Origin of the sequence: Paenibacillus sp. TAF43_2, from assembly GCF_052113545.1 — a bacterium.
Classification (GTDB): domain Bacteria; phylum Bacillota; class Bacilli; order Paenibacillales; family Paenibacillaceae; genus Pristimantibacillus.
Map to the genome: position 1 here is coordinate 35,581 of NZ_JBFRDK010000033.1, position 25,808 is coordinate 61,388.

Consider the following 25,808-nt stretch of genomic DNA (forward strand, 5'->3'; position numbering starts at 1 on the left):
CTTTTTATTTTTTGATTTGGTTATTTTGAAGCAGCGGCTAAACCAATCGTTACGATTTTGAAGCCTTCGACCTGAACGCTGTTTTTGATCTTATTAGCGCTATCGTTCTCCATAATATCACTTACATAGGACGCAGAAGCAGCGCTTGGATGAATAGCTAAGCTGGTCGTGGATTCTGCTAAATTGTACCATCTTGCCATGCTGTCGCCACGTTCTTCATTGATCTTCAGGCTGGAGAAAGCGAGCTGGTCACCATTCCATTTGAGGAAATCACAAGCAGGAGCGAGCTCGCCATCATGCAATCCAGCTGCGATTGCCGTAACGGGTATTGGGAAACGATAGGCTTCGCGATAAGCGGCAAAACGTTCTTCAGCGCTGCCGTAAGGAATGATCATCCATTCGGCTTCATTTGTACCTAAGCACTGCGCTTCAGGCGTATGAAATACACCCCAATCGCCAAGCTCTCCGACGGAGCGCAGAAGGGTTACAGCGATCGTATTTCTGCCATCTTGAAGCACTTCATATTCATTTAAGCCTTTGCCTGCAATCGTGAGGCCTCTATGCTCGCTGTGCACGTCAATGAACGTCTGCATATGCTGAGCATTGCTCGGATTTTGCCATTCCTTTGCAGGAACGTTTTGACGCTCAGCGACCTCGAAGATTGAATCTGCAAAATGTGTGGATGCAGCAATATCCGAAGGAAGCAGCACGCGCAGCCTGTGATCTTGCGATTGATTTTCTATGCGCGCATGGACTTGAACACCTTTGCCCTCACGTTCCAGGCTAACTAGTGTCACAATTTCCAGCGGTACAAGGAAAGTTGATCTGCCGGCCTTCCGCTGCCGGAATTCAACCATTGTGCGGATTTCTTCAGCCAGAAGATCGTCTGCCCGTGCAGGTATAGCAAGGCGATGAGTGATTTCAATGGCTGCTCGGTAAGGCGAATCTTCAACCACTCGAATTTCGGCTTTGCTGCCCTTAGTCGTGATCGGCAAGTCGCCGACTGGCTGCTTGAAAATATATTCATTGCCGATATCGCCTACATTCTCGTAATGGCCAAGATCCGAAAACAGCTGCTGGCTTTTCTTATCATAAACCGTAAAACTTCCGTCTTCCTCTATCGTCAATGTAAGACGAGCATTTTCCAGTGTTCGTTCACTAGTCACTAATGAATGGCGATTCTCGCTGGAAGTTTTAATCTCATTTTGACATGGTATCCAAGCAAAAGATTCATATCCCATCGAAGGCAATATGCCGGTCTCGAAGGTCAGACGCAGTGCGCGAGCCATATAGGGCTGCCGGAATTTATCATTTGGCAGTTCATAGCCGAAGCGAACGCCCAAATCATGAGCAGTAAAGTCGATGCGTTCACCGCTGCCGTTCACCAAGTACCCTTCGGCGTGCGTCCGATCTTGAACCTGCTTAGCAATGGCAACAGGATCTTCGCTTTGATTGAAGAAACGGTGCGACCATTCAATCTCGAATTGGTGGACCGATGAGCCTTCATAGCCGCTTGAGTTAAAGACGATGAAGGGAGCAGCTGACTCACTGATATTGGCAAAATGACTTGTATTGACCTTAGCGCTAATAAATTTAACGCTCTCGGTCGTTAATGCTTTGCCAACCTCCATGCTTTTGGCAAAACGAGTTTTCATTTCTTGGTACACCTCATCGACACTGCAGCCGCAAATGCTGTCATGCGGATGATTTTGCATCAGTGTTTTCCAGGCATATTGGAAGAGACCATGCGGATAAGGCTTGCCGAGCTGATGGGCAATGGCAGAGATCGGCTCGGCCACCTTCTCCAGCAGCGTCTGATTTCGTTGATTAAGCTGTTTAATGTAAACACGAGCAGACGCTGTATTCACTAACGAATACCAGCCGTCCGTTTGCTGGCCGCGCAGCTCGCCGCGCGTTAGGCTCAGGTTCGGAGGCTGCTGCGTCTGAACCGCCTTTATATAATCGTCAAAGTTGGAGTGGATGAACTCGTACGCAGGGAACAGCTCTCTCGCTACGCGGAGCGCTTCGGAGAGATTGGTCTGAATGGGCTGATGATCGCAGCCGTTCATTAGCAGCAGCTGCGAGGTTGAAGCATATTGTTCCGCTCGCGCAAGGCGATGCTCCCAGTAAGGCTTTGCTTTGAGGGGATCAACTGGAATCTCCATGCCGTTGTTATACCAATTGGCAAATAGGATGCCTAATACGCTTGAACCGTCGGGTGCCTGCCAGATGAGCTCGGAATAAGGGGACTCAAGGCCTGAGGAATCTTCCACCCGATTGTTGAAGCCAGTTGCTTTTACGCCTCTTCCGAACACGGCGGTATCGATGCCTGCTTGTCTTAAAAGCTGAGCAGCTTGGCCCATATTGCCAAACGAATCTGGGAAATAACCAAGCTTCGAAATCGGTCCATATTTTTTGGCATCCCGATGTCCGATTTGCAAGTTTCTTACGTTTGCTTCGCTGCTGGTTAGAAACTCATCCTGCAAAATATACCAAGGACCCAAAGAGAGCTTGCCTTCATCACACAGCTTTTGTATTAGGCTCTGTTTCTCTGGGTACACCTGCAGATAATCATCTAAAATTATCGTTTGACCATCGAGGTAAAAGCTGCGAAAATCAGGATCGGCCTCGAACGTTTCCAGCAGCGTGTCCATTGTCTCAATCAGCTTGACATGATGGGCTTCGTAAGGCATATACCATTCTCGATCCCAATGGGTATGCGAAATGACATGTACCACCCGTTTCGATGCAGTCATCGTTGTTCCTCTTTTCGTTGGTAGGTTAGGTATTACGCCATTAGTCTAAAGAATATGCAAGCTGCTCACAATGAGGGATATGCAAACTTTAAGGGGTATTATTATCGCTTTGCCAGGAATGTGGAATTATGCATATCGAAATGCTGTAACAAGCTTAAATTACTTATTGCAAAAGTAGCTCAATGAAGTATATTATCGAGGACAAGTCTACTCCAGTGATGGGGTTAGCATAGTGGAAGGCAGGTGTACACTTGTGAATAAAGTGTCCTTTCGGCTCGCTTCATCCTTTCGCAATYGGATGATTCTCATATTTTTTATGATCATTATCGTTCCATTTCTGCTTTTTGCGTATTATGCGCATATTAAATCGATCGAGGGCATCTCCAATACGAATACGAAAATGTCCATGAGCTATCTTCTGCAAGCAAGAAAAAACTTCGAAATTTATTTGGGCAACTTAAATGATCAAGTCAACGATGTCATCGGAAATAAGGAGCTTCAGGATTTATTGGAAACGGAACCATTAAACCTGGCAGAAGAGGAAGCGTTTACAGTCAATCTATTGACAGTGCTGTATCATGCTACGTCTACGATTGATGCTTTTAGAGTCAAGGTGTACCCAATCAAGCCAACAGATTATCCATCCTATATGAGGACAATTGATGAATCGGTGCGTATCGGAGACCAGTATTGGTTTCAGCGCTCCAAAGCGACGGTTAGTCCGACGTGGTATTTGACCATGCCCATGCATGGGAAATATGCAAAACCGCTGCTCTCCTATGTGAAGCGATTCTCGGGCTTGTACGATCAGAAATTAAGAGGCATCATTGCGACTGACTTATCCGAGGATTATTTAAGAAGATATTTCTCGCCGTCCGATCAGCTAAAGGATCAGAAGCTGCTGCTCATTAATGAGAAAGGCATCGTGCATTATGATTCTGCAGTTAATGAATGGACAGGCAAGGAATTTCCGTCAACTGCCTTAATCTCTTATATGAAGTCGGGTGACGAAGGCTCTACGTCTATTACGATTGAAGGGGAAACCTATCTCGCAACCTATTTGAAGATGGCTAACCATCCATGGACCATCGTGAGCTTGACCCCTCTTCATGAGCTGACGGGTACGATTGATGAAATTAACCGCATGCTCGTAATCTTTTTGATCGGTTATCTTATTTGCTGCATTAGTGTCGTCTTTTATATCACAGCTTACTATACACAGCCTATTGCGCATTTGGTTCGTTTAATGAGGAGGCTGGAGGCGGAAAATCTTCATTACTTGCTGCCTTCGTCGTCCCGCAAGGATGAGGTTGGCTGGCTGTATAGAGGAGTAAGCAATCTTGTTCAGCGCATAGAAGGATTGATTAAGGAGGCAGCACGCTCCGAAAGGAACAAAAAAGCGCTGGAGTTTCAAGTGCTGAGTCACCAGATTAATCCTCATTTTCTATACAACACCTTGGAGTCAATTAGGTGGAAGGCGGAAAATCATGGACGCAGCGACATCAGCGAGATGGTATCGGCACTTGGCAATCTGCTGCGGCTCAGTCTAAACCAAGGGAAAGAGATTACGACGCTGCGCCGCGAAATTGAGCAGGTGAAGGCTTATGTATCGATTGAACAAGCAAGAATGGGCAAGGTCGTTCGTATTTTGTATTCCTGTGAGACAGAGACGCTGGATATGCCGTTTCTAAGGCTTTTGCTGCAGCCGCTTGTAGAAAATGCGATTCAGCATAGCGTGCGCGACGATTTTGATAAAGGGAAAATTATGATCGCAGCCAGAAAAATCGGAGAGGATATCGTAATCGATATTGTGGATAATGGCAAAGGCATTCCAGCGTCCGTGCTGGAACTGCTGGAGACGGAAGAAGAGCCTAGCGAAAAGTTCTCGCATACGCGCAGAGGCGTAGGGCTTCGCAATGTGAATGATCGTTTGAAGCTTTATTTTGGAGATCGTTACAAGCTTGAAATCAAGACGGGGCCCGAAATGGGAACAACGATAACGTTAAGGCATCCCATTTTGAAGGAAGACCAGAATATCGATTCAATTGGCAATGAGTGAAGCGTGAGTATCAAAGGAGGCATAATCTTGATAAACAAACGTAAACAAACATTTGTTATAAGTATACTCCTGATGTTTATGCTAGTTCTAACCTCTTGCACGTTTAAAGGCTGGGATGGCGAGAATGGGGCAGATGGATCAAATCGTGGTCAAGAAGGGCAATATTCAGGCAAAACACCAGTTACGCTTAAGCTTCTGACCTGGGGAGGAGAGACGTATAAGGAGCTGTACGATAAATTCAATGCCAAATATCCATGGATTACGATTGAGCCCGTTCAAATCGTGGGCGGCGATGACGAAATCATGAATCAAATTATTGCATTGGAGGCGGCAGGCACACCAGCTGATCTGACTTGGGTTGTTGGTGATTTGCTTCGTTATGAACAAAGCGGCCTGCTCGAAAATTTAAAGCCGTACATGGATGAAGATGCTTCCTTCCAAGGCAAGGTGCTGCCCGATGGATACTTTGATACGATGGCCTTTAACGGCCGCAGGCTTGCTGTGCCGTTCGTCGATGTTCCAATGTGGATTATTGTCAATAAAGATTTATTGGCCAAGCATGGCATAGATATGCCTTCAAATGATTGGAGCTTTGATGATTTGCGTGATATTGCAAAACGTGTCACGGACCCTGCAGCTGGGGAATACGGCCTCACTACGAACAGTGATTTTGTGATGCGCTTGCTGCCGATGAAAGCGGCAGCGGATGGACATGCGCCTAATTTGGCTTACTTAAATGATCGATTGACCCAAAGCTTGCTAAGCACGCCGGATGTGATGGCGGATGTGCGCTGGCTGACTGAATTTGTCACCAAGGATGGGTCTATGCTCTCTTGGGCAGAATCCAAAGCACAAGGCGATGTGGTTAAGCAATTCATAAATGGAAAAACAGCGTTTGACATTGCCGGAGATTGGCTGCTTCCGACACTGCATAAGGAGGCTGATTTTAACTGGGATATACTTCCCTTTCCGAGAGGGCAGGTCAACCAATACTCCTTCCATATTTATGGTCCGCTTGCGATGCTGAGCGGCTCGAAGCATAAAGAAGAGGCATATAAATGGATTAGTTTTCAATTCGAGATGGAAGCGCAGAAATGGAAAATCGAGAAGGGAGCGAATGCTTCCGTTATTGATCCAGAGCTGACAGCCTATATTGATGAGGTTCCGTTGTGGCAAGGGAAAAATATCGAAGCTGTGAAGATGACCAAGGATAACAGCCTCGTATTGCCTGGCGCCACGATACCCGGTTTTTCGGAGTACAACTGGATCAATGTTATCAATGATATCGTATTTCAAGGTGCCGACATTAACCGTATCATTCCAGAGACAGAGGCATGGAACAAAAAAACGCTGGAGCTGCGGGAGCATTGGAAGCGGAATCGTGATAAGTGACAACAGCAGCGGAGGGGATGTTTGATGAGGACGAGATGGAAGGTTATGTTTGTTGTTTTCTCGGTCGTCGTAATCATCATGGGTGGCTGTAGTAAATCCATTACGGATACGGCTACAGAGAAAAGAATAGAGTTCATTCAAAACCCGGATTCCTCATTGACGAAAGTAAAAGTAGAAACGGATGGCATGCTGTCAGAGCTCGGTTATACGCATCCCCATCCATTTGCTTTAAACAATGAAGTGTTGGTTGATTTGAATTATTATAAGGAAAATCAAATATCTCGCGGCGATATTGCCTTATTCCAAGTTGAGAAAGATAAACAAGCGACGGATATAGCAAGAGTTGTTGGGCTTCCTGGCGAGTCGGTTCAGGTTAAAAAAGGGCTAGTTTATATTAATGGAAATAAACTGGATACCTTTTACGGGAGCGATCCTTCTTCCGATAAAAATGATTCTATGAATAAGCCCTTGCAGCTAAAGGAGAATGAGTATTTTATATTGGCGGATGTACGTTGGCGAGGATTCCATGACAGCCAATCAGCGGGTGCTTTTGCCGAAGAGGAAATCGTAGGTAAAGTAGTCGGCTATGAGAACAAACGCTAGGCAGCAAAGGAGGTTAGGAAGTAACCAAGAGTAATGGGAGCTATGACTTCTTGATGAACAAAGCTACATATGGATACAAAGCTTAATTGGTAAAAACGAAGGAAGAAGTCTGTTACTTAGTTATGTGCATGTAGAGATCACCGGTTGTTTAGGTGGTCTTTTTTTTTGTTTGAACCCGATAAGCACAAATATATGCTTAAAGAGTATTTGAGGCGTCTCGGCGAGGTAGAAATGGAGCTATAAGCACGTATGTGTTCTTACAGCACGAGAATAGCCTTAGTTTGTTGTCTGTAAGCGCAAATATGCGCTTAATGAGTAGATGAGGCGTCTGATCGAGGTTGATATGGAGCTGTAAGCACGCATGTGTTCTTATAGCTTGAGAAAAGGGTTAGTTTGTTGTTTGTAAGCGCAAATATGCGCTTATTGAGTAGATGAGGCATCTCGGCGAGGTGGAAATGGAGCTGTAAGCACGTATGTGTTCTTACAGCTTGAGACAAGTCTCGGTTTGTTGTCGGTAAGCGCAAATATGCGCTTATTGAGTAGATGAGGCATCTCGGCGAGGTGGAAATGGAGTTGTAAGCACACATGTGTTCTTACAGTGAGAGAATAGCCTTAGTTTGTTGTCTGTAAGCGCATATGTGCGCTTATTGATGTAGATGAGGCGTCTGATCGAGGTGGAAATGGAGCTGTAGGCACGTATGTGTTCTTACAACACGAGAATAGCCTTAGTTTGTTGTCTGTAAGCGCATATGTGCGCTTATTGAGTAGATGAGGCGTCTGATCGAGGTGGAAAAGGAGCTTTATGCATAGGAGGATAATCTTAAACCACAAAGTATAAGATTGGCTCATAGTAAGCCCAGGCGGGCTCCCTTAGAATAAAAGTATCACATCAATGGAAGGGAAATCGATTATGAAATCTAATGGAGTCATTCGGGAATTACTTAGAAATCGAACGCTGCTGCTCATGTTCCTGCCCGTCGCGACGCTCCTTTTTCTCTTTAACTACTTGCCGCTTGCAGGTCTAGTCATCGCCTTTAAAGACTTTGACTTTGCTAAAGGAATTTTCGGAAGCGATTGGATGCACCCGCTGCTGAATAACTTTGATTATTTGTTCTCTTCTCCGACCGCTTTTCGGGCGATGAGAAACACGATACTGTTAAACGCATTGTTTATTACAGTCGGGCTCATTTTTGAAGTAGGGTTTGCCTTGCTGCTCAATGAGATTAGAAACAAATATTTTAAGAGAGTTACGCAGTCGTTAACCTTTCTTCCTTTCTTTATTTCGTGGATCGTAGTCGGAGTGTTCGCTTACAATTTAATGAACTTTGAGAGTGGAGCGATTAATCGTGTGCTGGAAACGATAGGCATGCAGCCGATTGATTTCTACAGCGAAGCCGGCTTATGGCCGCTCATTCTAACGATAGCGGTTCGCTGGAAGGTTACTGGATACGGCACAATCATTTATTTGGCGGCATTAACGTCCATCGACAATTCGTATTATGAAGCGGCGTCTATCGACGGTGCGACAAGATGGCAGCAAATCCGTTTTATCAGCATTCCGATGCTGCGGCCAACGATCATTATCTTAACCTTGCTGGCTGTTGGCAGAATCATGAACGCTGATTTTGGAATGTTTTACGCAATGGTCGGCGATGCTTCTCTCTTATTTCCTACAACTGACGTTATTGATACGTTTGTTTATCGCAGCTTGCGCAAATCAGGGGATATCGGCATGGCATCTGCGGCGGGCTTCCTCCAGTCGTTCATTGCTTTCGTGCTCATTATCGGCAGCAATTACGCGGCACGCAAAATAGACAAAGACTCGGCTATTTTCTAAAAACGTTCATTCACATCAAGGGAGGATCATCTGCATGAATCTGAAGAAATTTTCAATTTCACAATTTATTATCATTATAGCGATCTCCTTGTTCAGTCTGTCCTGCTTGTTTCCATTCATTATGGTCATTTCAGGCTCGTTAAGCACGGAGAAGGACATTATGGATTATGGATACACGCTATGGCCAAAGAGCATTACTTTCGATTCTTATCGCATTTTATTTCTAGGCTCTAATCGCATTATTGATGCGTATGGCGTAAGTCTTCTCGTTACGGTGGCAGGAACAATTCTATCCTTGCTCGTAACGAGCATGGGCGCATACGTAATGGCGAGACGGTCATTCAAGTATAGAAACATTTTGTCTATCTACGTCATTATTACAATGCTGTTTAATGGCGGATTAGTACCTTGCATCCGCTATGCAGCGAATATCAGCACAAATTCCTTCGGAATCGATCAAGATGGCGCTTACGGTCGTTACGATTGGCCCTATCATTTTCTTGTATCCGTTCGTTCAACGTTTTTTTGTCAAAGGCTTGATGGTGGGCGCAGTAAAAGGATGACTATCTCGGCTTCCGCCGTGTAGTATATAAAACATAAGCTAAGGGGAGAGGTTCAGATGCAGAAAAGCATTACAAAAATGCCGCTATTTATTGCTGTCATTATGCTGCTAAGCGTTATTCTAGCAGCATGCAGCTCAAACAACAGCAATACGCCGAGCAATGGGAAGGCGACTAATGCGCCGACTGGCGGGAACGAAGTGAAGCAGGAGGATGAAGTCACGCTGAAGTTTTATTTTGGCGGTGATAAAAAAGCAGCTACGGATGAGGTTTGGTCCAAGGTCAGCGAATATGTGAAAGCGAAAGGTCTAAACGTGAAGTTTGATATCAACTTCATTCCGTTTGGCGACTTTAAAGAAAAGATGCTCGTTATGGCCGCTTCCGGCGATAATTGGGATATGAACTTTGACGGCGACTGGCTTTCGTACAAGCAGATGGCTGCCAAAGGTTCATACATGGCATTAAACGATCTGCTGCCGGAATTTGCTCCTAACTTGCATAAGAAATATGAGGAGCAGGGTACACTTGCTGCTGCAACGGTAAACGGCAATATCGTAGGTCTTCCATGGACGATGAAAATGAATGAGCGTAAATTTACTGGCTGGCGCTCCGATCTTGTTGAGAAAGCAGGACTTGATATTCCAGCAGGCTCAATCAAAACGATTGAGGATGTCGACAGATTGCTGCGTGAATTGAAAAAAGCGTACCCGAACGAAAGAATCTCCCGGACGCCACCGGTATCCCTCATTATGATTCGTGATGAGTGGGTAGATCTTAACTTCCACGGCCTTGGCTTCTATTTAAGCGATGACAAAATTACGATTAAAGCGGTTGAGCAGCAACCATTCTACCTTGAGGCTGCAAAGCTGGCTAAAGTTTGGTATGACGATAATTTGATTAACCGTGATGCGATGATCGATAAGTCAGACGAAGCAGCAGAGTGGAGAAATGGCAAGAAGCTGTTCACTGTAACATCGCATGAATGGGTAAGCGCTAATCCTGGTTTCTCTGATCCGTCATTCAAGATGGAATCGGCAGAGCTTTATCCTGACAAAAGATTCGTTAACCGTACGGCTCTTGCCAATGTTGTGGCCATTAACCGCAACTCCAAAAATCCAGAACGAGTGCTTCGTTTCTTGGATATGATGGAAACGGACAAAACGTTGTATGATCTTGTGCAATACGGCATTGAAGGCAAAACCTATGTACTGAACGGGGAAACGGCTGAATATCCGGAAGGCATGGAAACAACGACGAGCAACTATATGGAGTGGGGCGGACAATGGGCATTCTGGAAGCCGCAATTCATGCGTCCGACGATGACATATGGAACGGATTTCTGGCTGAAGGAAGCTGAATTTGCAAGCAAGCCTAATAACGTCAACTCGCCTATCGACGGCCTGTTTATCGCAGAAGACAATATGAAAAACGAGATTGCAAAGCGCGATACAGCAAACGATGAACTTAACAGACCGATAGAGTTTGGCGTGGTGAAGGATGTCGAGAAGGCAGTTGCTGCTTATATCGAAACGCAAAAGAAAAATGGACTTGATGTCATCATCGCTGAAACTCAAAGACAAATTGATGAGTTTCTTGCGAAGAAAAAATAAAGTGTGACGAATGAGAAGCCGACCTTATGTAGAGGAAGGCTTCTCCTTTGACAACGTTTGAAAGCGGATACATTGGATAAGTATGAAAGAAGCCGCTGCGAAACGGCAGTTCACTTGTATCGCATTTACAACCAGCAGCCTTAAAACGCGAGCCTGGTCCCCCGGGGGACCAGGCTTTTTTCGATACCCCAGAAGCGGCGAAGGAGGTGGTAGGATCGAATAAATAGGGATTGGAGCATCGCGGTATCATCCATTTTTTGAGGAGGGAATTTATGTTGGTTAAAGGAAGAAGACAGGTTTACGTCCTATTGCTTGTTCTGGTTCTTATCTCAACGCAGCTCTCGTTATCGCCATCCAAGGTATCGGCAGCTGGCAATTTGGCGCTGAACAAAAGTGTAACAGAAAGCAACCATACTCAGAGCTATATAGCTTCAAACGCAACGGATGGCAATCAAGCAAGCTATTGGGAGGGAGCTGCAAACAGTTATYCGAACTGGATTAGGGTCGATTTGGGCAGCAGCCAAGCCATCAATCAAGTAGTTCTTAAGCTGCCGCTTGCTTGGGGTGACCGTACGCAAACTTTATCTGTGCAGACTAGCAGTGATGATACAAACTACAACACCATTGTTGCTTCTGCGGCCTATACTTATCAATCCGGTACAAATGCGGTCACCATCAACTTTACAAGCACAAATGTGCGTTATGTCAAAATAAATGTGACAGCTAATACTGGAGCAACTGGGGGACAAATATCGGAGCTTGAGGTGTATGGACCGACAGTTGTGGCAACGCCAACGCCTTCACCGATTGCGACGCCAGTTCCAACAGCTACACCTGCTCCAACAGTTGCGCCAGGCTCGATATCGGCTTTTGTTCAAACGGCAGCTTCCGCCTTTAACAGTCAATTCGGTACGCAATTGGAAAACTCCAGTGAAGGCGGTCAAAATGTCGCTTATGTGGACAACGGGGATTACCTTGTATTTAACAATGTGAACTTCGGGAGTGGAGCCTCATCGGTTGCGCTGCGTGTGGCAAGCCAAACAACCGGCGGCAATGTTGAAATTAGACTGGACAGCTTGAATGGCACGCTGGCAGGTACTTGCGCGGTAACGACTACGGGCGGCTGGCAGTCCTGGACAACCAAAAACTGTTCCATTAACACAATAAGCGGAGTCCATAATCTATATTTAAAATTTACTGGAGGAGCAGGTAATCTGTTTAATATCAACTGGTTCAAATTTGCTGCTGCCGCAATTGGCGGCGATGTAGTCGGAAAGGTGTTTGCAGGTTACCAGGGCTGGTTTACCGCTGGGGGCGACGGATCACCTCTAAACAACTGGACACATTGGTCCAAAAACAATAATAATCTGACAGCGAACTCCAACGTAAACTTCGAGATGTATCCAGATTTAAGAGAGTATACGAAACTGTATCAAACGAACTTAGGGAATTTAGGCAACGGTCAGCCAGCCAAGCTGTTCTCCTCTTATGATCAAGAAACGGTGAACAAGCATTTTGAATGGATGCAGACGTACAACATTAGCGGCGCAGCGCTGCAAAGGTTCGGGGCGGATGCAAACTATGCGCCGAATAATTGGAATCAGAACCGCGACAGCGTAGCTGTGAAGGTGAAAAATGCTGCAGAAACCTATAACCGCAAATTTTATGTGATGTATGACATTACGGATCTCAATCCAAGCCAGTGGGTCAATGCGGTCAAAAATGATTTTACCAACAATGTTGTTGGCACGATGAATTTAACCTCATCGACTGCCTATGCCAAGCAGGACGGTAAGCTGGTCATCTGTATTTGGGGGATCGGGTTTACCGATCGGCCGGGAACAGCAGCGGAATCCGCMGACTTAATCGCTTGGTTCAAAAACCAAGGCTATTATGTGATCGGCGGCGTTCCTACCCATTGGCGCAATGGGGATAACGATTCGAAGCCTGGTTTCCTCGATGTGTACAAATCGCTTGATATGTTATCGCCTTGGTTTGTCGGTCGGTTCAGCCAGCTAGCGGGCGCTGATCATTACAAGACGAATCAGTGGGCGCCGGATTTCGCATTTACTCAGCAGAATGGCATCGTATATCAGCCCGTGATTTGGCCGGGTTTTGCATGGAAAAACATGAAAAACGGTCCCGTCAACGAAATTCCTCGTCTGCATGGCGATTTCATGTGGCGACAGGCTTACAATTTAAAAAGTTTAGGCATCAATACAGGTTATATTGCGATGTTTGATGAATATGACGAGGCGACAGCGATTGCCAAAGCCGCCGAGAACAGCTCGATGATTCCGAACAATCAATATTTCCTTACGCTCGATGCGGACGGCGTAGCCGTATCCTCTGATTTCTATTTGCGGTTGACTGGCGATATTGCACGTCTCTTCAATAATGAAATCCCATTAACCGTAAATCATCCGACTAGTCATCAGTAAAGATCCATAGATTTAAATGAAAAAGGCGTTCCCCTAGCGGGATCGCTTTTTTCATGATTATAATAGAGAAAGTTATTAGTAGGAGAGGAGAGAATGTTTTGAACAACATTAAACATATTATTTTTGACTTTGATGGTACACTGGCTGATACTTGGCCGGTGATGTATCAAGTGATTTCAGGTGTATTCCAGAGATATGATGGCAGGCAAGTGTTGATTGAGGATATGTACGCATTGGCAGGGCCGACGGAGCTTCAAATTATTGAACAGCATCTAAGCAATCGCGAGCAAGTGGAAGCAGCCATAACCGAATATGTAGCTGAATACGAGCAGCGTCATGAGGAGCTCGTAGAGCGAAATACGGAAATCGCTGATTTGCTAGTCTCATTGCGGCAATCAGGCATCGGAATTGCCATGTTCACAGGCAAATCGCGGCGTACGCTCGATATTTCGCTGGACAAGCTGGGCTGGGAGGTTAGCTTCGACAATATCGTAACGGGCGATGATGTGGAGAAGCGCAAGCCATCAGCGGAAGGAATCCATCTTATATTGAACGAGCTTGGCTGGGCAAAGGAAGAAACTATTTTTGTCGGCGACAGCAACGATGATATGATGGCAGGTCAAGAAGCCGGAATACGTACATTTGCAGCTCAGTGGATGGCTGTCGTGCAGGATAAAGATTACCGCGTCCTGCCGGAGCGAATTTTTAACGAGGTGGAAGCGTTCAAGCGATTTGTACTTGAGCAATTAGAGAAAGTATAATTTTAAACAGGTAAAAAGAGAGTATCCCATATATTGGATGCTCTCTTTTTTTATATTGCAACTACTAAGGCAATAAGCATCATAGGATTAGGAAAGAGGCTAACAATAGGACAGAAAGTTTAAAAATGCCTCATGTGGAATGCCGTGTGATTGACTTAAACTAAACGAGACACGGAAAGGAAAGGTGAGGGCATGGCGAAAATAACGGGAATCAAATGTATTCGAACGCGTAAGAACGGAACTTGGACGATCGTAAAGGTGATGACCGATCAAGACGGGCTTTATGGACTCGGCTCGGCTTCGGATGTCTACAATCCGGAAGCCGTTGTACAAGTTATTGAGCAATTGCTGGCGCCGCTTCTGATCGGCAAAGATGCCGCTAACATAGAAGATTTGTGGCAGACGATGTATATGAGCGGCTATTGGAGAAACGGAGCTATTTTGCATACGGCTGTCGGCGGTATTGATATGGCATTATGGGATATTAAAGGGAAGGAAGCGGGGTTGCCGGTCTATCAATTGCTCGGCGGGGCAAGCCGCGCGGCTGTTCCTTGTTATGGACATGCAGGGGGATCGGATATTTCCGAGCTCAAAGAGGATGTGCAGCGTTTTATGGAGGAGGGCTATACCGTCATTCGCGTACAGATGGGCGGGTATGGGGGAGGCGGCTTCATTAACGCTGACAAGGCGAACCTGCCGGAGCGTGCTTGGACAAAAGGTCCAGTGTTTGACGAGCAGGCTTATTTGAATGCCATTCCGAACATGTTCGAGCAATTGCGGTCAGCGTTTGGCATGGGTATCCAGTTTACGCATGATGTCCATGAGCATCTGTCGCCTATCAATGCGATCCAGCTGGCGAAGCGGGTTGAGCCCTATGGTCTGTTCTTTCTTGAAGATGCGCTCGCACCGGAGCAAATTGGCTGGTATCGCCATCTTCGTCAGCAGAGCGCAACGCCGCAGGCGGTTGGCGAGCTGTTCGTGAATCCGCAGGAGTGGACGGAGCTCGTCAAGGAGAGGCTGATCGATTTCATTCGCGTTCGCGTCTCGAAAGCTGGAGGCATAACGCCGTGCCGCAAAATAGCAGCGCTGTGCGAAGCGTTTGGCGTGCGTACCGCGTGGCAGGAAGGCGGGGAAAATGATCCCGTTAACCAAGCGGCGGCGGTACATCTTGATATGGCGATATGGAATTTCGGCATTCAGGAAGTGAACCATTTTAGAGCGGAAGAGCTTGATGCCTTTGAGGGGCATATCGTTAGAAAGGGCGGTTATCTTTACCCTTCGAACAAGCCGGGGCTTGGCATTGAGCTGGATGAGCTAAAGGCGCAGCTGCTAGTTGGGGACAACTGGAATCGCTCCGCTTATCACAATCCTTATCATTTGGATCGAAAGGCTGACGGTACGCTTGTGCGGCCATAATAACAAGTTGAAAATTGGAGGTGCTTTTTCTATGAAAACAATCGCAGTAACTGGCGGGAGCGGCAAGCTCGGAACACAGCTCATTGGGGCGCTTCAGCAGGATGGCTATCAGGTTGTTTCTTTGGACAACGAGCGGTCAAATCAGCTGCATTGCAAGCAAATCAAAGTAGATTTAAATGATTTCGGGCAGGTCGTTTCAGCGCTTCACGGTGCGGATGCCATCATACATATGGCTGCTATTCCTGCACCGCTTGGCCATTCGTACCCGTATATATTCGCGAACAATACGGTTGCAGCGTATCATATTTTGGAAGCCGCCTCGATTCTTGGCATTCGGAAGGTTGTTATGGGCTCAAGCGAGTCTTCCTACGGCTTTGCATGGGCACAAACGCCATTTGCACCGGATTATTTGCCGCTGGACGAGGACCATCCGCAGCAGCCGCAAGAGTGCTACGGTCTATCGAAGGTAGTGAATGAAGTGACAGCTGCGATGTTCGATCGAAGAAATGGCATGCAGGTCATTTCACTCCGTTTCTCCATGATTACTAAACCTGAGGATTACAAGCATATTGCGGTTGATAAGCCGGAGTCCTTTAAACATATTTTATGGAGCTATATTGATATACGAGATGCAGTCAGTGCATGTATCGCGTCGCTTCATGTGGAGGACCGCGGAGCCATTTGCCTCAATATTACGAGCAACGATACGCTTAGCGAATGGTCAACCGAGCGTTTGCTGCAACAATTTTATCCGGGAGTCATCGATTTGCGCGCACCTTTAACTGGGCGGACAGCTGTAGTCAGCAATCAAATGGCGAAGGATACGCTGGATTGGAGCCCTAAGTATTCTTGGGCAGACCATCGGTAAACAGCCGAATAAGTACAAATGAAAGAGGCCGACTCAACAGGTGCAAACCTAGAGAGGCGGTCTCTTTTTTTATTGGCAGCAGAAGAGGCTGATTATGGATTTGTTTCCATTATAGAAAGCGCTTTCTAAGATTGAAGGGAAAATAGTGATTTTTAGCTGATAGAGGCTAATTTTTGACAACAAAAGAAAATATCACCTCATATTTGCCGACGAATGTATGCGTTAACATTAATAGTAGCAAGAGGAAGACAATACGTCATGAGAGGTGAGCAAGGGTGGGAAGCATTACGTTTAGCCATGTATATAAGCACTATAAAGGGGAGTCGCGTCCGGCGGTCAACRATTTCCACCTTTCCATTGAGGAGGGGGAATTCCTGGTGCTCGTCGGTCCTTCCGGCTGCGGCAAATCAACAACGCTCCGGATGCTGGCTGGCCTAGAGGAAATCACCGAAGGAGATCTGTACATCGATGAGAAGTTCGTAAATTATGTCTCGCCTAAGGACAGAGATATTGCGATGGTATTTCAGAACTACGCCCTATACCCGAATTTAACCGTTTACGAAAATATCGCGCTAGGACTCAAGCTTCGCAAGACGGCAAAGCACGATATCGAGCTAAGGGTCAACCGTGTGGCGAAAATTTTGGAAATATCGCATCTGCTGGAGCGCAAGCCAAGCCAGCTGTCAGGCGGTCAGAAACAGCGTGTCGCACTCGGCCGAGCGATAGCAAGGGAGCCGCAAGTGTTCCTCATGGATGAACCGCTGTCGAATCTCGATGCGAAGCTGCGTGCTCAAACAAGGGCGGAGATTATTAAGCTTCAGAGCGATCTCAAGCGGACGATGGTCTATGTGACGCATGATCAAGTCGAAGCGATGACGATGGGAACGCGGATTGTCGTTATGAAGGATGGCGTTATCCAGCAGGTTGCCCCGCCTCGCCAGCTTTATGATGAACCGACGAATTTGTTTGTCGCCGGATTTATCGGCTCGCCCCAAATGAATTTTATGGAGGGGAGCCTAGTCTTGGAGGATGGTCTTTATTATTTCGTTAATAAGCGAATAAAGCTGCTCGTTCCAGAACGTCATTATGCGCATTTTGCGGTAAAAAGCGGATCGCTTCGCAACTGTGTGATGGGCGTTCGCCCTGAGCATGTATGGCTGAAGCGGGAAGAAGCAAACGCGGAGGAGGATGACTTCTTTCGATGCGTAGTAGAGATGACGGAAGTAACGGGAGCCGATTCGTACGTGTACGTGAAGGTAGGAGAGAAAACGCTCATTGGCAGAACGGAGCCAGAGATCGTTTATTACAAAGAGGAGAAGCTTGTCGTTGGTTTCAACATGAGCAAGGTTCATTTCTTTGATGAGGAAACCGGCATATCTTTGGCAGCTGGAGGAGACGACAGATGAGGAGAATGAGGATGCTGGGCATCGCTCTTCGTCTCATTCTGGTACTAGCGCTGGTGTTCGGAGTCATCCGCTGGATTACGGCTAGTGAACCCGTTCTTCATGCAACCTCGGTGAGCACGGAGCAGCTGCTGTCCTATAAAAGCAAAACAGAGGAGCTGCCTTACGCCAAGCTGATGTTCCAATATCCGGAGGCGGCCAAAACCGACGAGAACCTTCAGTCTGTTGTGATTTCACCAACCGCCTATCTAGCTGCCGCAGAAGATGCGGCTGTAAGGATTGATAAGGAGCAAGGTGAAGCTGCGCTTTATTGGGAAAACGAAAAGGGCTGGGTGGAATGGACGTTCGACGTGCCGAAGGGCGGCTGGTATGAGCTTCATTTTGATTACAAGGCTCTAGAAGGAGGCAACGCCTCTGTCGTTCGCGGCGTTCAAATTGATGGCCGATATCCGTTTACGGAGTCGGAACGCATTGAACTGGAGCGACTTTGGAAGGATTCCAAATTTCCATATGATCGCAACGAGATCGGACAGCAGATTCGTCCTCCGCAAACCGAGCTAGCCGGTTGGAGCGCCAAAGCGGCAACGATATTCTCTGCTTCATCCGAGCCTGTACTCTACCGGTTGGAACAAGGGCAGCATAAGCTGCGGTTGGTTGGGGTGAGAGAGTCCGTCGCGCTCCGAGAAATAGCTTTCAAGCCAAAGGAAGAAATTCCAGCTTATGAGTATTACAAAAACTTGCATCCGCCTGCAGAGGAGAAGCAGAGCTGGTTCAGCATGGTTGAAGCGGAGCAATTTCAGCGGAAATCAAGTCTTGCAATTCAGACCGATTTTTGGTCAGAGCCTTATATTTCACCTGACCCGAAAGGGCGAATTACTTATAACGTCTTAGGCGGTCAGCGCTGGCGATTGCCAGGCGAGTGGGTGGAATGGGAGCTTTCTGTGCCGGAGTCCGGCTGGTATGAAATCGACCTGAAAACATTTCAAAACTATCGCAACGGCTTTGAGGCATATCGCACCATCTCGATTGATGGGAAAACACCGTTTCAGGAGCTGCTTCATTACGGTATTCCGACGAAGAAGGAATTCGACATTGGCACGCTTGCTGATGCAGAAGGCAAACCTTTCCTCTTTTATTTGGAGAAGGGCGCACATGTCCTGCGCATGACCGCTGACTCCTCACTCGTTCAGCCCGTTTATCTGGCTTTGAAGGAGACGCTGGATCAGCTTGCAATATTCGACCGGCATATACGATTGCTTACAGGAAACTATAGCAAATCGGCTTTTGACGCCAACATCGATTCAACGCGAACGTGGAATATGAAGAAGCTTGATCCGGATGTCGAGCAGAAGATGACGGAATTTGTCGCCCAGTTAACGGATATTCGGAATTATATCAATGGTCTCAATAAAAAGGATTCTGATTTATCTGAGGCGATCAAAGGTTCCGTAGCGATACTCGAGAAGATGCTGGTGGATGTGAACGTCATACCGAATAAAATCAATGATTTCTCGACGATTCAGAACAATATTGGAACGTGGATGGCAACGCTGACTCAGCAGCCTTTGCTCATGGATTATATCGTCGTTCGGACGCCAAATACGGTGACGGATCTGAAAGTGCCGACGACGCTTTCAAGAGTGCCTTACTCGATTGCTGATTTTGGCCGCTCCTTCTATTTGGACTACGACACGCGCAAGCATAACAAGAAGGAAGCGCTGACTATCTGGGTACAGCGCGGTCGAGATTACGTCGAGCTGCTGCGTGAGATGGTAGATAATGATTTCACGCCACGGACGGGAATTGAAGTCAATATCAATCTGATGACCAACCCGAATATGCTCATACTTGGAAATGCAGCAGGAGACGTGCCTGATATTGCGCTTGGCGTTGGGGAGTCTACGCCAGCTGACTTCGCAATGCGGGATGCGGCCGCGGAGCTGTCTGACTTTCCAGGCTTCAAGGATGTGCTTGATCGATTTATTCCCGGAGTCAGCCGTTCGCTTAGCTACGACGGAAAAATGTATGGACTGCCAGAGGTGCAGAACTTCCAGATGATGTTCTACAGAACCGACATTCTAGAAGGCTTGAACCTGAAGGTTCCGGATACATGGGATGAAGTGTTCGACATTTTACCAACGCTTCAGGAAAACGGAATGACGATGAATTATCCGAAAAGCGATTTCACTACACTTTTCTTTCAAAATGGTGCAGAGGTGTATTCGCAAGACGGTTTGAAGGGTGCGCTCTCGAGCGATGCCGGCCAGCAGGCATTCAAGCGCTGGACAGAGCTCTACAAGAAATACAATCTGCCGATTGACATACCAGCATTTTTCCAGCATTTCCGCGATGGAGATATTCCTATAGGTGTGGCCGATTTCAACACTTATGTGCAGCTGCTCGTTGCTGCTCCGGAAATAACCGGACACTGGAAAATCGCACCGCTGCCGGGCATCGAGCAAGAGAACGGCGAGGTAGCAAGATGGTCGCCGCAGGCTATATCTGCCGCGATGATCATGAAGAAAAGTGAACGGAAAGACGATGCTTGGAAGTTTCTAGAGTGGTGGACCTCGGAGGAGGTGCAATCGCAATACGCCAAAGACGTCGAGTCCTTTTATGGGATTGAGTTCAGATGGAATACGGCGAATGTCAATGCGATGAAGTCGCTTACTTGGCCGAGCGATGACCTGAAGGCGCTTCAAGAGCAGGCGCGCTGGGCGAAAAACATGCCTTATGTACCGGGTTATTATTTCTTGAACAGAGAGATGGAGTTTGCGTGGAATCGGACGGTTCTCGAGGGCATACCTGCGCAGGAATCGCTTGAAGCTGCTCAGCTTTCCTTGCAGCGGGAAATGAATCGCAGACAAAATGACTTTGGCATATCGGCTAATGAGGATTTGAAAATTCCGCAAATTAAACAACCTTACGAATGGGAGGAACCGCAGAAATGAATACGCAGCTTTCTCCCAGCATAGCTAAGCCGAAGCAGAAATCCGCTTTGCGTGTGAAATGGAATCGCTTTTGGCGGGAAATGAGACGTGATGCTTTTTGTTATCTGTTTCTTGCGCCGTTTCTCATTTGCTTCCTAATGTTTATCGTCATTCCGGTTGTTATGGCAGCGACACTTGGATTTACGTCCTATGACGGCTTTGGATCGCTTCATTTTATCGGTGTACGAAATTACATCAGCTTGTTCACACAGGACATCATTTTTCTAACGAAAGCGATTCCGAATACTTTTTTGTTCGCGTTAATCGTAGGGCCGGGAGGTTATATTTTAGCTTTCCTGTTCGCTTGGCTCATTCATCAGCTGCCCATTCGCATTCGCGATTACTACACGCTTGCGTTTTATGCACCGTCTATGGCGGGCGGCGTCGCGTTATCCGTCGTTTGGATTGCGACGTTCAGCGGTGACCGCGTCGGTTATTTTAACAATTTTTTGCTTAAGATGGGCTGGATCGACAGTCCGACGATTTGGCTGCAGGACCCTAAATATTTGCTCAATATTATGATTATCGTATCGCTCTGGGTCAGCTTCAGCGTTGGTTTTCTCGCTATGCTGGCTGGTCTTCAGACGGTAAATCGGGAGCTGTACGAGGCTGGCCGCATTGACGGGATTTCCAGCCGCCTGCAGGAGGTTTTCTACATTACGATTCCGTCGATGAAGCCGCAAATGCTGTTCAGCGCGGTCATGTCGATCGTAGGAACGCTGAAGGCGGGAGGCATATCCACCCAGTTGACGGGGATGGCGATTACCCCTTCCTATTCAGGGCATTTGATTATTAATCATATTGACGATTACGCTTTTATCCGTTTCGAGCTCGGTTATGCATCCTCGGTCTCAGTCATGCTGCTGATCATCAGTTATTTTGCAATGAGATTTGCTTATCGGCTGTTCGGATCAAAGGAGGAGCTGTAAAACCATGATTCGAAAACTTCGCAGAGTGACGCCGTTTCAGATCATCCTTGTCACTGTTTTTACCGCGCTGGCCGCATTCATGTCGCTGCCGATCGTGTTTATTTTGAACCATGCCTTCAAGCCGCAAAATGAGCTGTTTCTTTTCCCGCCGCGATTTTTAGTCCAAAACCCAACGCTGCGCAATTTTGAATCGCTTATATTGCATGCATCAAACGCAACGGTTCCGTTTACCCGTTATTTGTTCAACAGTTTAATTGTAGCGGGACTTACGTTGTTTACGGTCATCATCGTCAGCACTATGGCAGGTTATGTGCTTGCGAAATACCAGTTTCATTTCAAGCAGCTGATTTTGTCTCTTATTACTTTATCGTTGATGTTCGCACCTGAGACCGTTGGGATTCCGAGGTACTTGATCATCAGCGGAATCGGCATCAACAATACGTATTTCGGACATATTTTGCCGGCATTAGCGTCTCCAATCGCCGTATTCATGCTGGTTGGCTTTATTTCGCAAATTCCGGGAGAACTGCTGGAAGCAGCCAAGATCGACGGGGCCAGCCACTTCGGTATATTTACCAAAATGGTGCTTCCACTCTCCGTTCCCGCCATCGCGACTATATCCATCTTCACATTCCAAGGCGTGTGGGGCGATGTGGAGACGTCAACATTATTCATGCAAGAGGAAACGATGAGAACGTTAGCCTTCTATGTCAATAGTCTGCTTAGCGGACTGCAAAACAGCGTATCGGGACAAAACATGGCCGCCGCTGCCGGCTTGCTCATGTTTGTACCGAACCTAATTATCTTCTTGCTCTTCCAGCGAAGAGTGCTTGAGACGATGGTCCATTCCGGAATTAAGTAATTCAAACCAGCAAAGGAAGTCGTGACGATGAAGAGATTTCTAATATTCCTGCTTCTTGCGGCGACCTCCATGCTTGTCGCACCAGAAGCGATACACGCGGAGCTTCCCTATCGAACGGCCTACTATGACAGCAATCAATCGACTTGGCTGCGTATACAGCCGGTTTATTCACCAGCTGAAACGAAGGGAATTCGCTTTGTAGAGCCGATCGATCTGCAGGTGGGCGCAGACGATAAGGTTTATGTGGCTGACAAAGGAGCGAACCGAGTTATCGTGCTTGATAATGACGGAGCGCTGCTGCAGACGATTGGCGAAGAAGAGGGAGCCGGCATGCTCAGTGCGCCAGAAGGCTTATTCGTTACGCCGGAAGGTGTCGTTTATGTAGCCGATTCGGGCAATCAGCGCATTGCTGTCTATCGTGCCGACGGTACGTTCGACCGAGAGTACAAGAAGCCCGCATCAACGTTTCTGGAGCAGGAGCATTTTGTTCCCGTAAAGCTTGTCGTTGATCGGCGCGGCGTCATGTATGTCAGCTTGAACTCCTCCTATCAGGGCTTGCTGCGCATGAATGATGAAGGGGAATTCATGGGTTTCTTTGGTGCCAATAAAGCGCAGCAAACGGTACTCAACTGGCTAAAGAAGCTCGTGCTCAACAAGGAGCAGCTGGATAAAGAGACGGCAAGCCTTCCCCGGCCAATCTCCAATGTTGCCATTGATAAAGATGGATTTATCTTTACAGCAACGGCAGCGGGATTCGGGCAGGGCGCTATTCGCAAGCTAAATGCGGGCGGTGTCGATGCCTTTAAGAATAAGACGCTCGTGAACGGCCATGGCATCGTTGATGTAGCAAGCGACTCAAAGGGCTTCTTATACAACATTGATATGGAATCAGCAAACATTAATATTTATGACCAAAATGGCGAAGCATTGTTTGCTTTCGGGTTCATTGATAACGCAACACAGCAATATGGTGTTCTTGGATTTCCGACGAGCATTGGCGTAGATTCTAAATTCGGCGTCTGGATTTCTGACAGCCGAACAGGTACAATTCACAAATTTGTTCGCACGGAATTCGGAAGCGACGTTATGAATGCGTTGGGGCTCTATTTGGAAGGCAAATATGAGGAGAGCAAGCCTTATTGGGATCGCGTTTATGCCCGCAATGATATGTACAACGGAACTTTTCAAGGGCTCGGCAAGGTATATCTGCATGAGAATAACAACGAGGAAGCGTTGTCTTTCTTAAAAACAGCGTTTGATACGAAGGGTTATTCCAAAGCGTTCTGGCAAATCCGACTAGATTTTTTGCAGCAGCATTTCATATGGATTGTTTTAGGCTTGGCAGCTCTTCTTCTTTTGCTTAGATATAGCCGCCTGTTGCTTAAGAAGCAGCTTCAGCGACGTCCTTTGCCTGAATCTTGGCAGCGCCCGCTTGGCGATTTGCGCAACCTTTGGTACGTCATGCTTCATCCTTATCATGGATTTTACAAGCTGAAGGAAGCTAGAGTTGCACCTTGGATTATTATTTTTATTTTAGTTTCGGTTGTGGCGGTAAAGATCGTGACGATTTATTACACTGGGTTTTTGTTCCATCCCGTGGAGCTCTCGCAGGTCAATCTATTTGGAAGTTTGGGATTATTCGTAGTTCCTTGGGTAACGTGGATCATCGCGAATTATCTCGTATGCAGCGTGAAGGACGGGGAAGGGAAATTCAGAGAGGTCATTCAAGGCAGCACCTATGCGCTTGCACCGTATCTGTTTTTTTCCATTCCAACATTACTGCTGTCCAATATCGTTACGCTTGATGAGCGAGTGATCGTGGACTCATTAAACACGGTTATGTTCCTGTGGATGGGTGTCATGCTGATCGTTATGACGCAGGTCATTCACAATTTCGATTTTGTGGAGACGCTCAAAAATATCGCCATCACGATATTTACCATTGGCACGATTTGGCTGTTTGCTTTTCTCGTCTTCGGATTGTCCTACAATTTATACGATTTCTTCTATCAGCTTTACAAGGAGGTGACCTTCTATGGTTGAGTTCATCAAGCGTACTTCCCTTCGAGTAAAGCTTGCAGCAATCGCAGTTTGCGCGTTACTTATTATCATTTTGGTTGTTATCCTGCAAGGAGATGAGCTCTCGCCGGCACAAGCTCTTGCCTACACAGGGATTAAAGAGAGAGCAGTGAGCAAGGCTCCTCTCTATGAAGGCGAGGCTTGGAAACCGCAAGCGGGAGCTGATGGCTTCGCAGAAGCACTAGCAAGCGAGAACTTCGCGCTTTATATTCAGCCCACAAGCACACAAATTGCTTTGGTTGATAAACGTACTGGGTACAGGTGGAGCAGCAATCCTTCAGAAGCCCAGCTAAGCAGCGAAACGGTTAAAGGTGTGCTGCTCGCCAACTTGAAATCGCCTTTTGTTCTCACTTATGTAAGGACACAAGGAAAGGATCAGACGATCAGGGAAGTGCTGAACGCGAATGATCCGAAAGTGCAAACATCGCTAATCAAAACGGCAGAGGGGCTTCAGGTCTCCTATGTTTTCCCGGAAAAACAGCTGGGCTTTACGATCCAATACGAGCTTACGTCAAAGGGGCTTAAGGTACGGATTCCAACGGAGGGAATTAAGGAGGACGGAGAATATGCCGTCTTTACGGTAGACTTGCTTCCCTACTTTGGCGCGGCTTCCTCAGAGGAGGATGGATATATTTTTGTTCCAGATGGACCAGGCGGCTTGATCCGATTTGACAAAGAGCGGGCTGGCGTGTCTAGAGGTTATATCCATCAGGTATACGGCCTTGAACTAACCAATACCGGAAACTGGACGCGTTCAGGTGAAAGACGTGAGAATATTGCTTACCCGGTGTTCGGCATGAAACGAGGCAGCAACGCCTTTATGGCGGTGCTTACGGAGGGCGGTGATTCGGCGAATATTGCTGCGATGCCGCCAGGTCTTAAATCCAATATGTATAACGTATTTTCCAATCAGATCTACCGTGAGGAATATTTGTACAGAATGAGCCGGCTTGCCGCACCGCTTAAAGCGGTACAGAAACAGCGATTGAATACGGATAGAGAGGTTGAATATCGCTTTCTTAATGAAGATGACGCTGGTTATGTCGGAATGGCGAAGGCTTATCGAGAGTACATGACGGAAAGCGGCAAGCTGAACGAACCGTTAAAGCCTGTTGAACACACCCCTTTGTATTTAAAAATTATGGGGGGCAACTATACGGAAGCCTTCAGCAAAATCAAATATATTACGGCAACGACCTTTCCGCAGGCAACGAATATCGTAAATGGGCTGCTGGAGAAGGG

General features: G+C 47.0%; 17 protein-coding genes. 16 read left to right on the forward strand and 1 reads right to left on the reverse strand.

Features of this window, described 5'->3' with window-relative positions; genetic code table 11:
• Positions 1 to 20: 20 nt before the first annotated feature.
• Complete coding sequence (locus AB4Z17_RS09915) at positions 21 to 2,756, reverse strand: alpha-mannosidase (protein ID WP_441959584.1); 2,736 nt, start codon at positions 2,754 to 2,756, stop codon at positions 21 to 23.
• Positions 2,757 to 3,009: 253 nt separating this feature from the next.
• Here AB4Z17_RS09915 and AB4Z17_RS09920 point away from each other — a divergent pair, with 253 nt between their 5' ends.
• The 16 genes from AB4Z17_RS09920 to AB4Z17_RS09995 all read left to right on the forward strand — a co-directional run.
• A complete protein-coding gene (locus AB4Z17_RS09920; protein WP_441959586.1) occupies positions 3,010 to 4,815 on the forward strand; it encodes a cache domain-containing sensor histidine kinase in 1,806 nt (601 codons plus the stop codon).
• A 27-nt stretch (positions 4,816 to 4,842) separates the two neighbouring features.
• A complete protein-coding gene (locus AB4Z17_RS09925) occupies positions 4,843 to 6,207 on the forward strand; it encodes an ABC transporter substrate-binding protein (RefSeq protein ID WP_441959588.1) in 1,365 nt (454 codons plus the stop codon).
• A 24-nt stretch (positions 6,208 to 6,231) separates the two neighbouring features.
• Positions 6,232 to 6,810, forward strand: a complete 579-nt coding sequence (gene lepB, locus AB4Z17_RS09930; protein ID WP_441959590.1) for a signal peptidase I — start codon at positions 6,232 to 6,234, stop codon at positions 6,808 to 6,810.
• Between the two features lie 910 nt (positions 6,811 to 7,720).
• Positions 7,721 to 8,647: an ABC transporter permease gene (locus tag AB4Z17_RS09935; protein WP_441911238.1), complete on the forward strand. Its 927-nt coding sequence runs from the start codon at positions 7,721 to 7,723 to the stop codon at positions 8,645 to 8,647.
• 34 nt (positions 8,648 to 8,681) lie between these two features.
• Positions 8,682 to 9,233, forward strand: coding sequence for a hypothetical protein (locus AB4Z17_RS09940; protein ID WP_441959592.1), 552 nt, complete (start codon positions 8,682 to 8,684; stop codon positions 9,231 to 9,233).
• Positions 9,234 to 9,266: 33 nt separating this feature from the next.
• Complete coding sequence (locus tag AB4Z17_RS09945; RefSeq protein ID WP_441911241.1) at positions 9,267 to 10,817, forward strand: extracellular solute-binding protein; 1,551 nt, start codon at positions 9,267 to 9,269, stop codon at positions 10,815 to 10,817.
• A 272-nt stretch (positions 10,818 to 11,089) separates the two neighbouring features.
• The gene (locus tag AB4Z17_RS09950) at positions 11,090 to 13,258 is read left to right on the forward strand and encodes a carbohydrate-binding protein (RefSeq protein WP_441959593.1); all 2,169 of its coding nucleotides are present in this window, start codon (positions 11,090 to 11,092) and stop codon (positions 13,256 to 13,258) included.
• Positions 13,259 to 13,356: 98 nt separating this feature from the next.
• Positions 13,357 to 14,019 (forward strand): HAD family hydrolase, encoded by a 663-nt coding sequence (locus AB4Z17_RS09955; protein ID WP_441959595.1) that lies wholly within the window; start codon positions 13,357 to 13,359, stop codon positions 14,017 to 14,019.
• Positions 14,020 to 14,211: 192 nt separating this feature from the next.
• A complete protein-coding gene (locus tag AB4Z17_RS09960; protein WP_441959597.1) occupies positions 14,212 to 15,435 on the forward strand; it encodes an enolase C-terminal domain-like protein in 1,224 nt (407 codons plus the stop codon).
• A 31-nt stretch (positions 15,436 to 15,466) separates the two neighbouring features.
• Entirely contained in the window at positions 15,467 to 16,303 is an 837-nt protein-coding gene (locus AB4Z17_RS09965) for an NAD-dependent epimerase/dehydratase family protein (RefSeq protein ID WP_441959599.1), read from the forward strand.
• Positions 16,304 to 16,578: 275 nt separating this feature from the next.
• Positions 16,579 to 17,709 (forward strand): ABC transporter ATP-binding protein, encoded by a 1,131-nt coding sequence (locus tag AB4Z17_RS09970; protein ID WP_441959601.1) that lies wholly within the window; start codon positions 16,579 to 16,581, stop codon positions 17,707 to 17,709.
• Entirely contained in the window at positions 17,706 to 20,657 is a 2,952-nt protein-coding gene (locus AB4Z17_RS09975) for an extracellular solute-binding protein (RefSeq protein ID WP_441959603.1), read from the forward strand. Before AB4Z17_RS09970 ends, AB4Z17_RS09975 begins: the two co-directional genes overlap by 4 nt.
• The gene (locus AB4Z17_RS09980; RefSeq protein WP_076269448.1) at positions 20,654 to 21,625 is read left to right on the forward strand and encodes a carbohydrate ABC transporter permease; all 972 of its coding nucleotides are present in this window, start codon (positions 20,654 to 20,656) and stop codon (positions 21,623 to 21,625) included. Before AB4Z17_RS09975 ends, AB4Z17_RS09980 begins: the two co-directional genes overlap by 4 nt.
• Before the next feature lie 4 nt (positions 21,626 to 21,629).
• Positions 21,630 to 22,487, forward strand: a complete 858-nt coding sequence (locus AB4Z17_RS09985; protein WP_054027383.1) for a carbohydrate ABC transporter permease — start codon at positions 21,630 to 21,632, stop codon at positions 22,485 to 22,487.
• Positions 22,488 to 22,514: 27 nt separating this feature from the next.
• The gene (locus tag AB4Z17_RS09990; RefSeq protein ID WP_441959604.1) at positions 22,515 to 24,530 is read left to right on the forward strand and encodes a YIP1 family protein; all 2,016 of its coding nucleotides are present in this window, start codon (positions 22,515 to 22,517) and stop codon (positions 24,528 to 24,530) included.
• Positions 24,523 to 25,808, forward strand: a 1,286-nt coding sequence (locus AB4Z17_RS09995) for a DUF5696 domain-containing protein (protein WP_441959606.1), incomplete at its 3' end; no start/stop codon positions are given. The genes AB4Z17_RS09990 and AB4Z17_RS09995, both read left to right, overlap by 8 nt.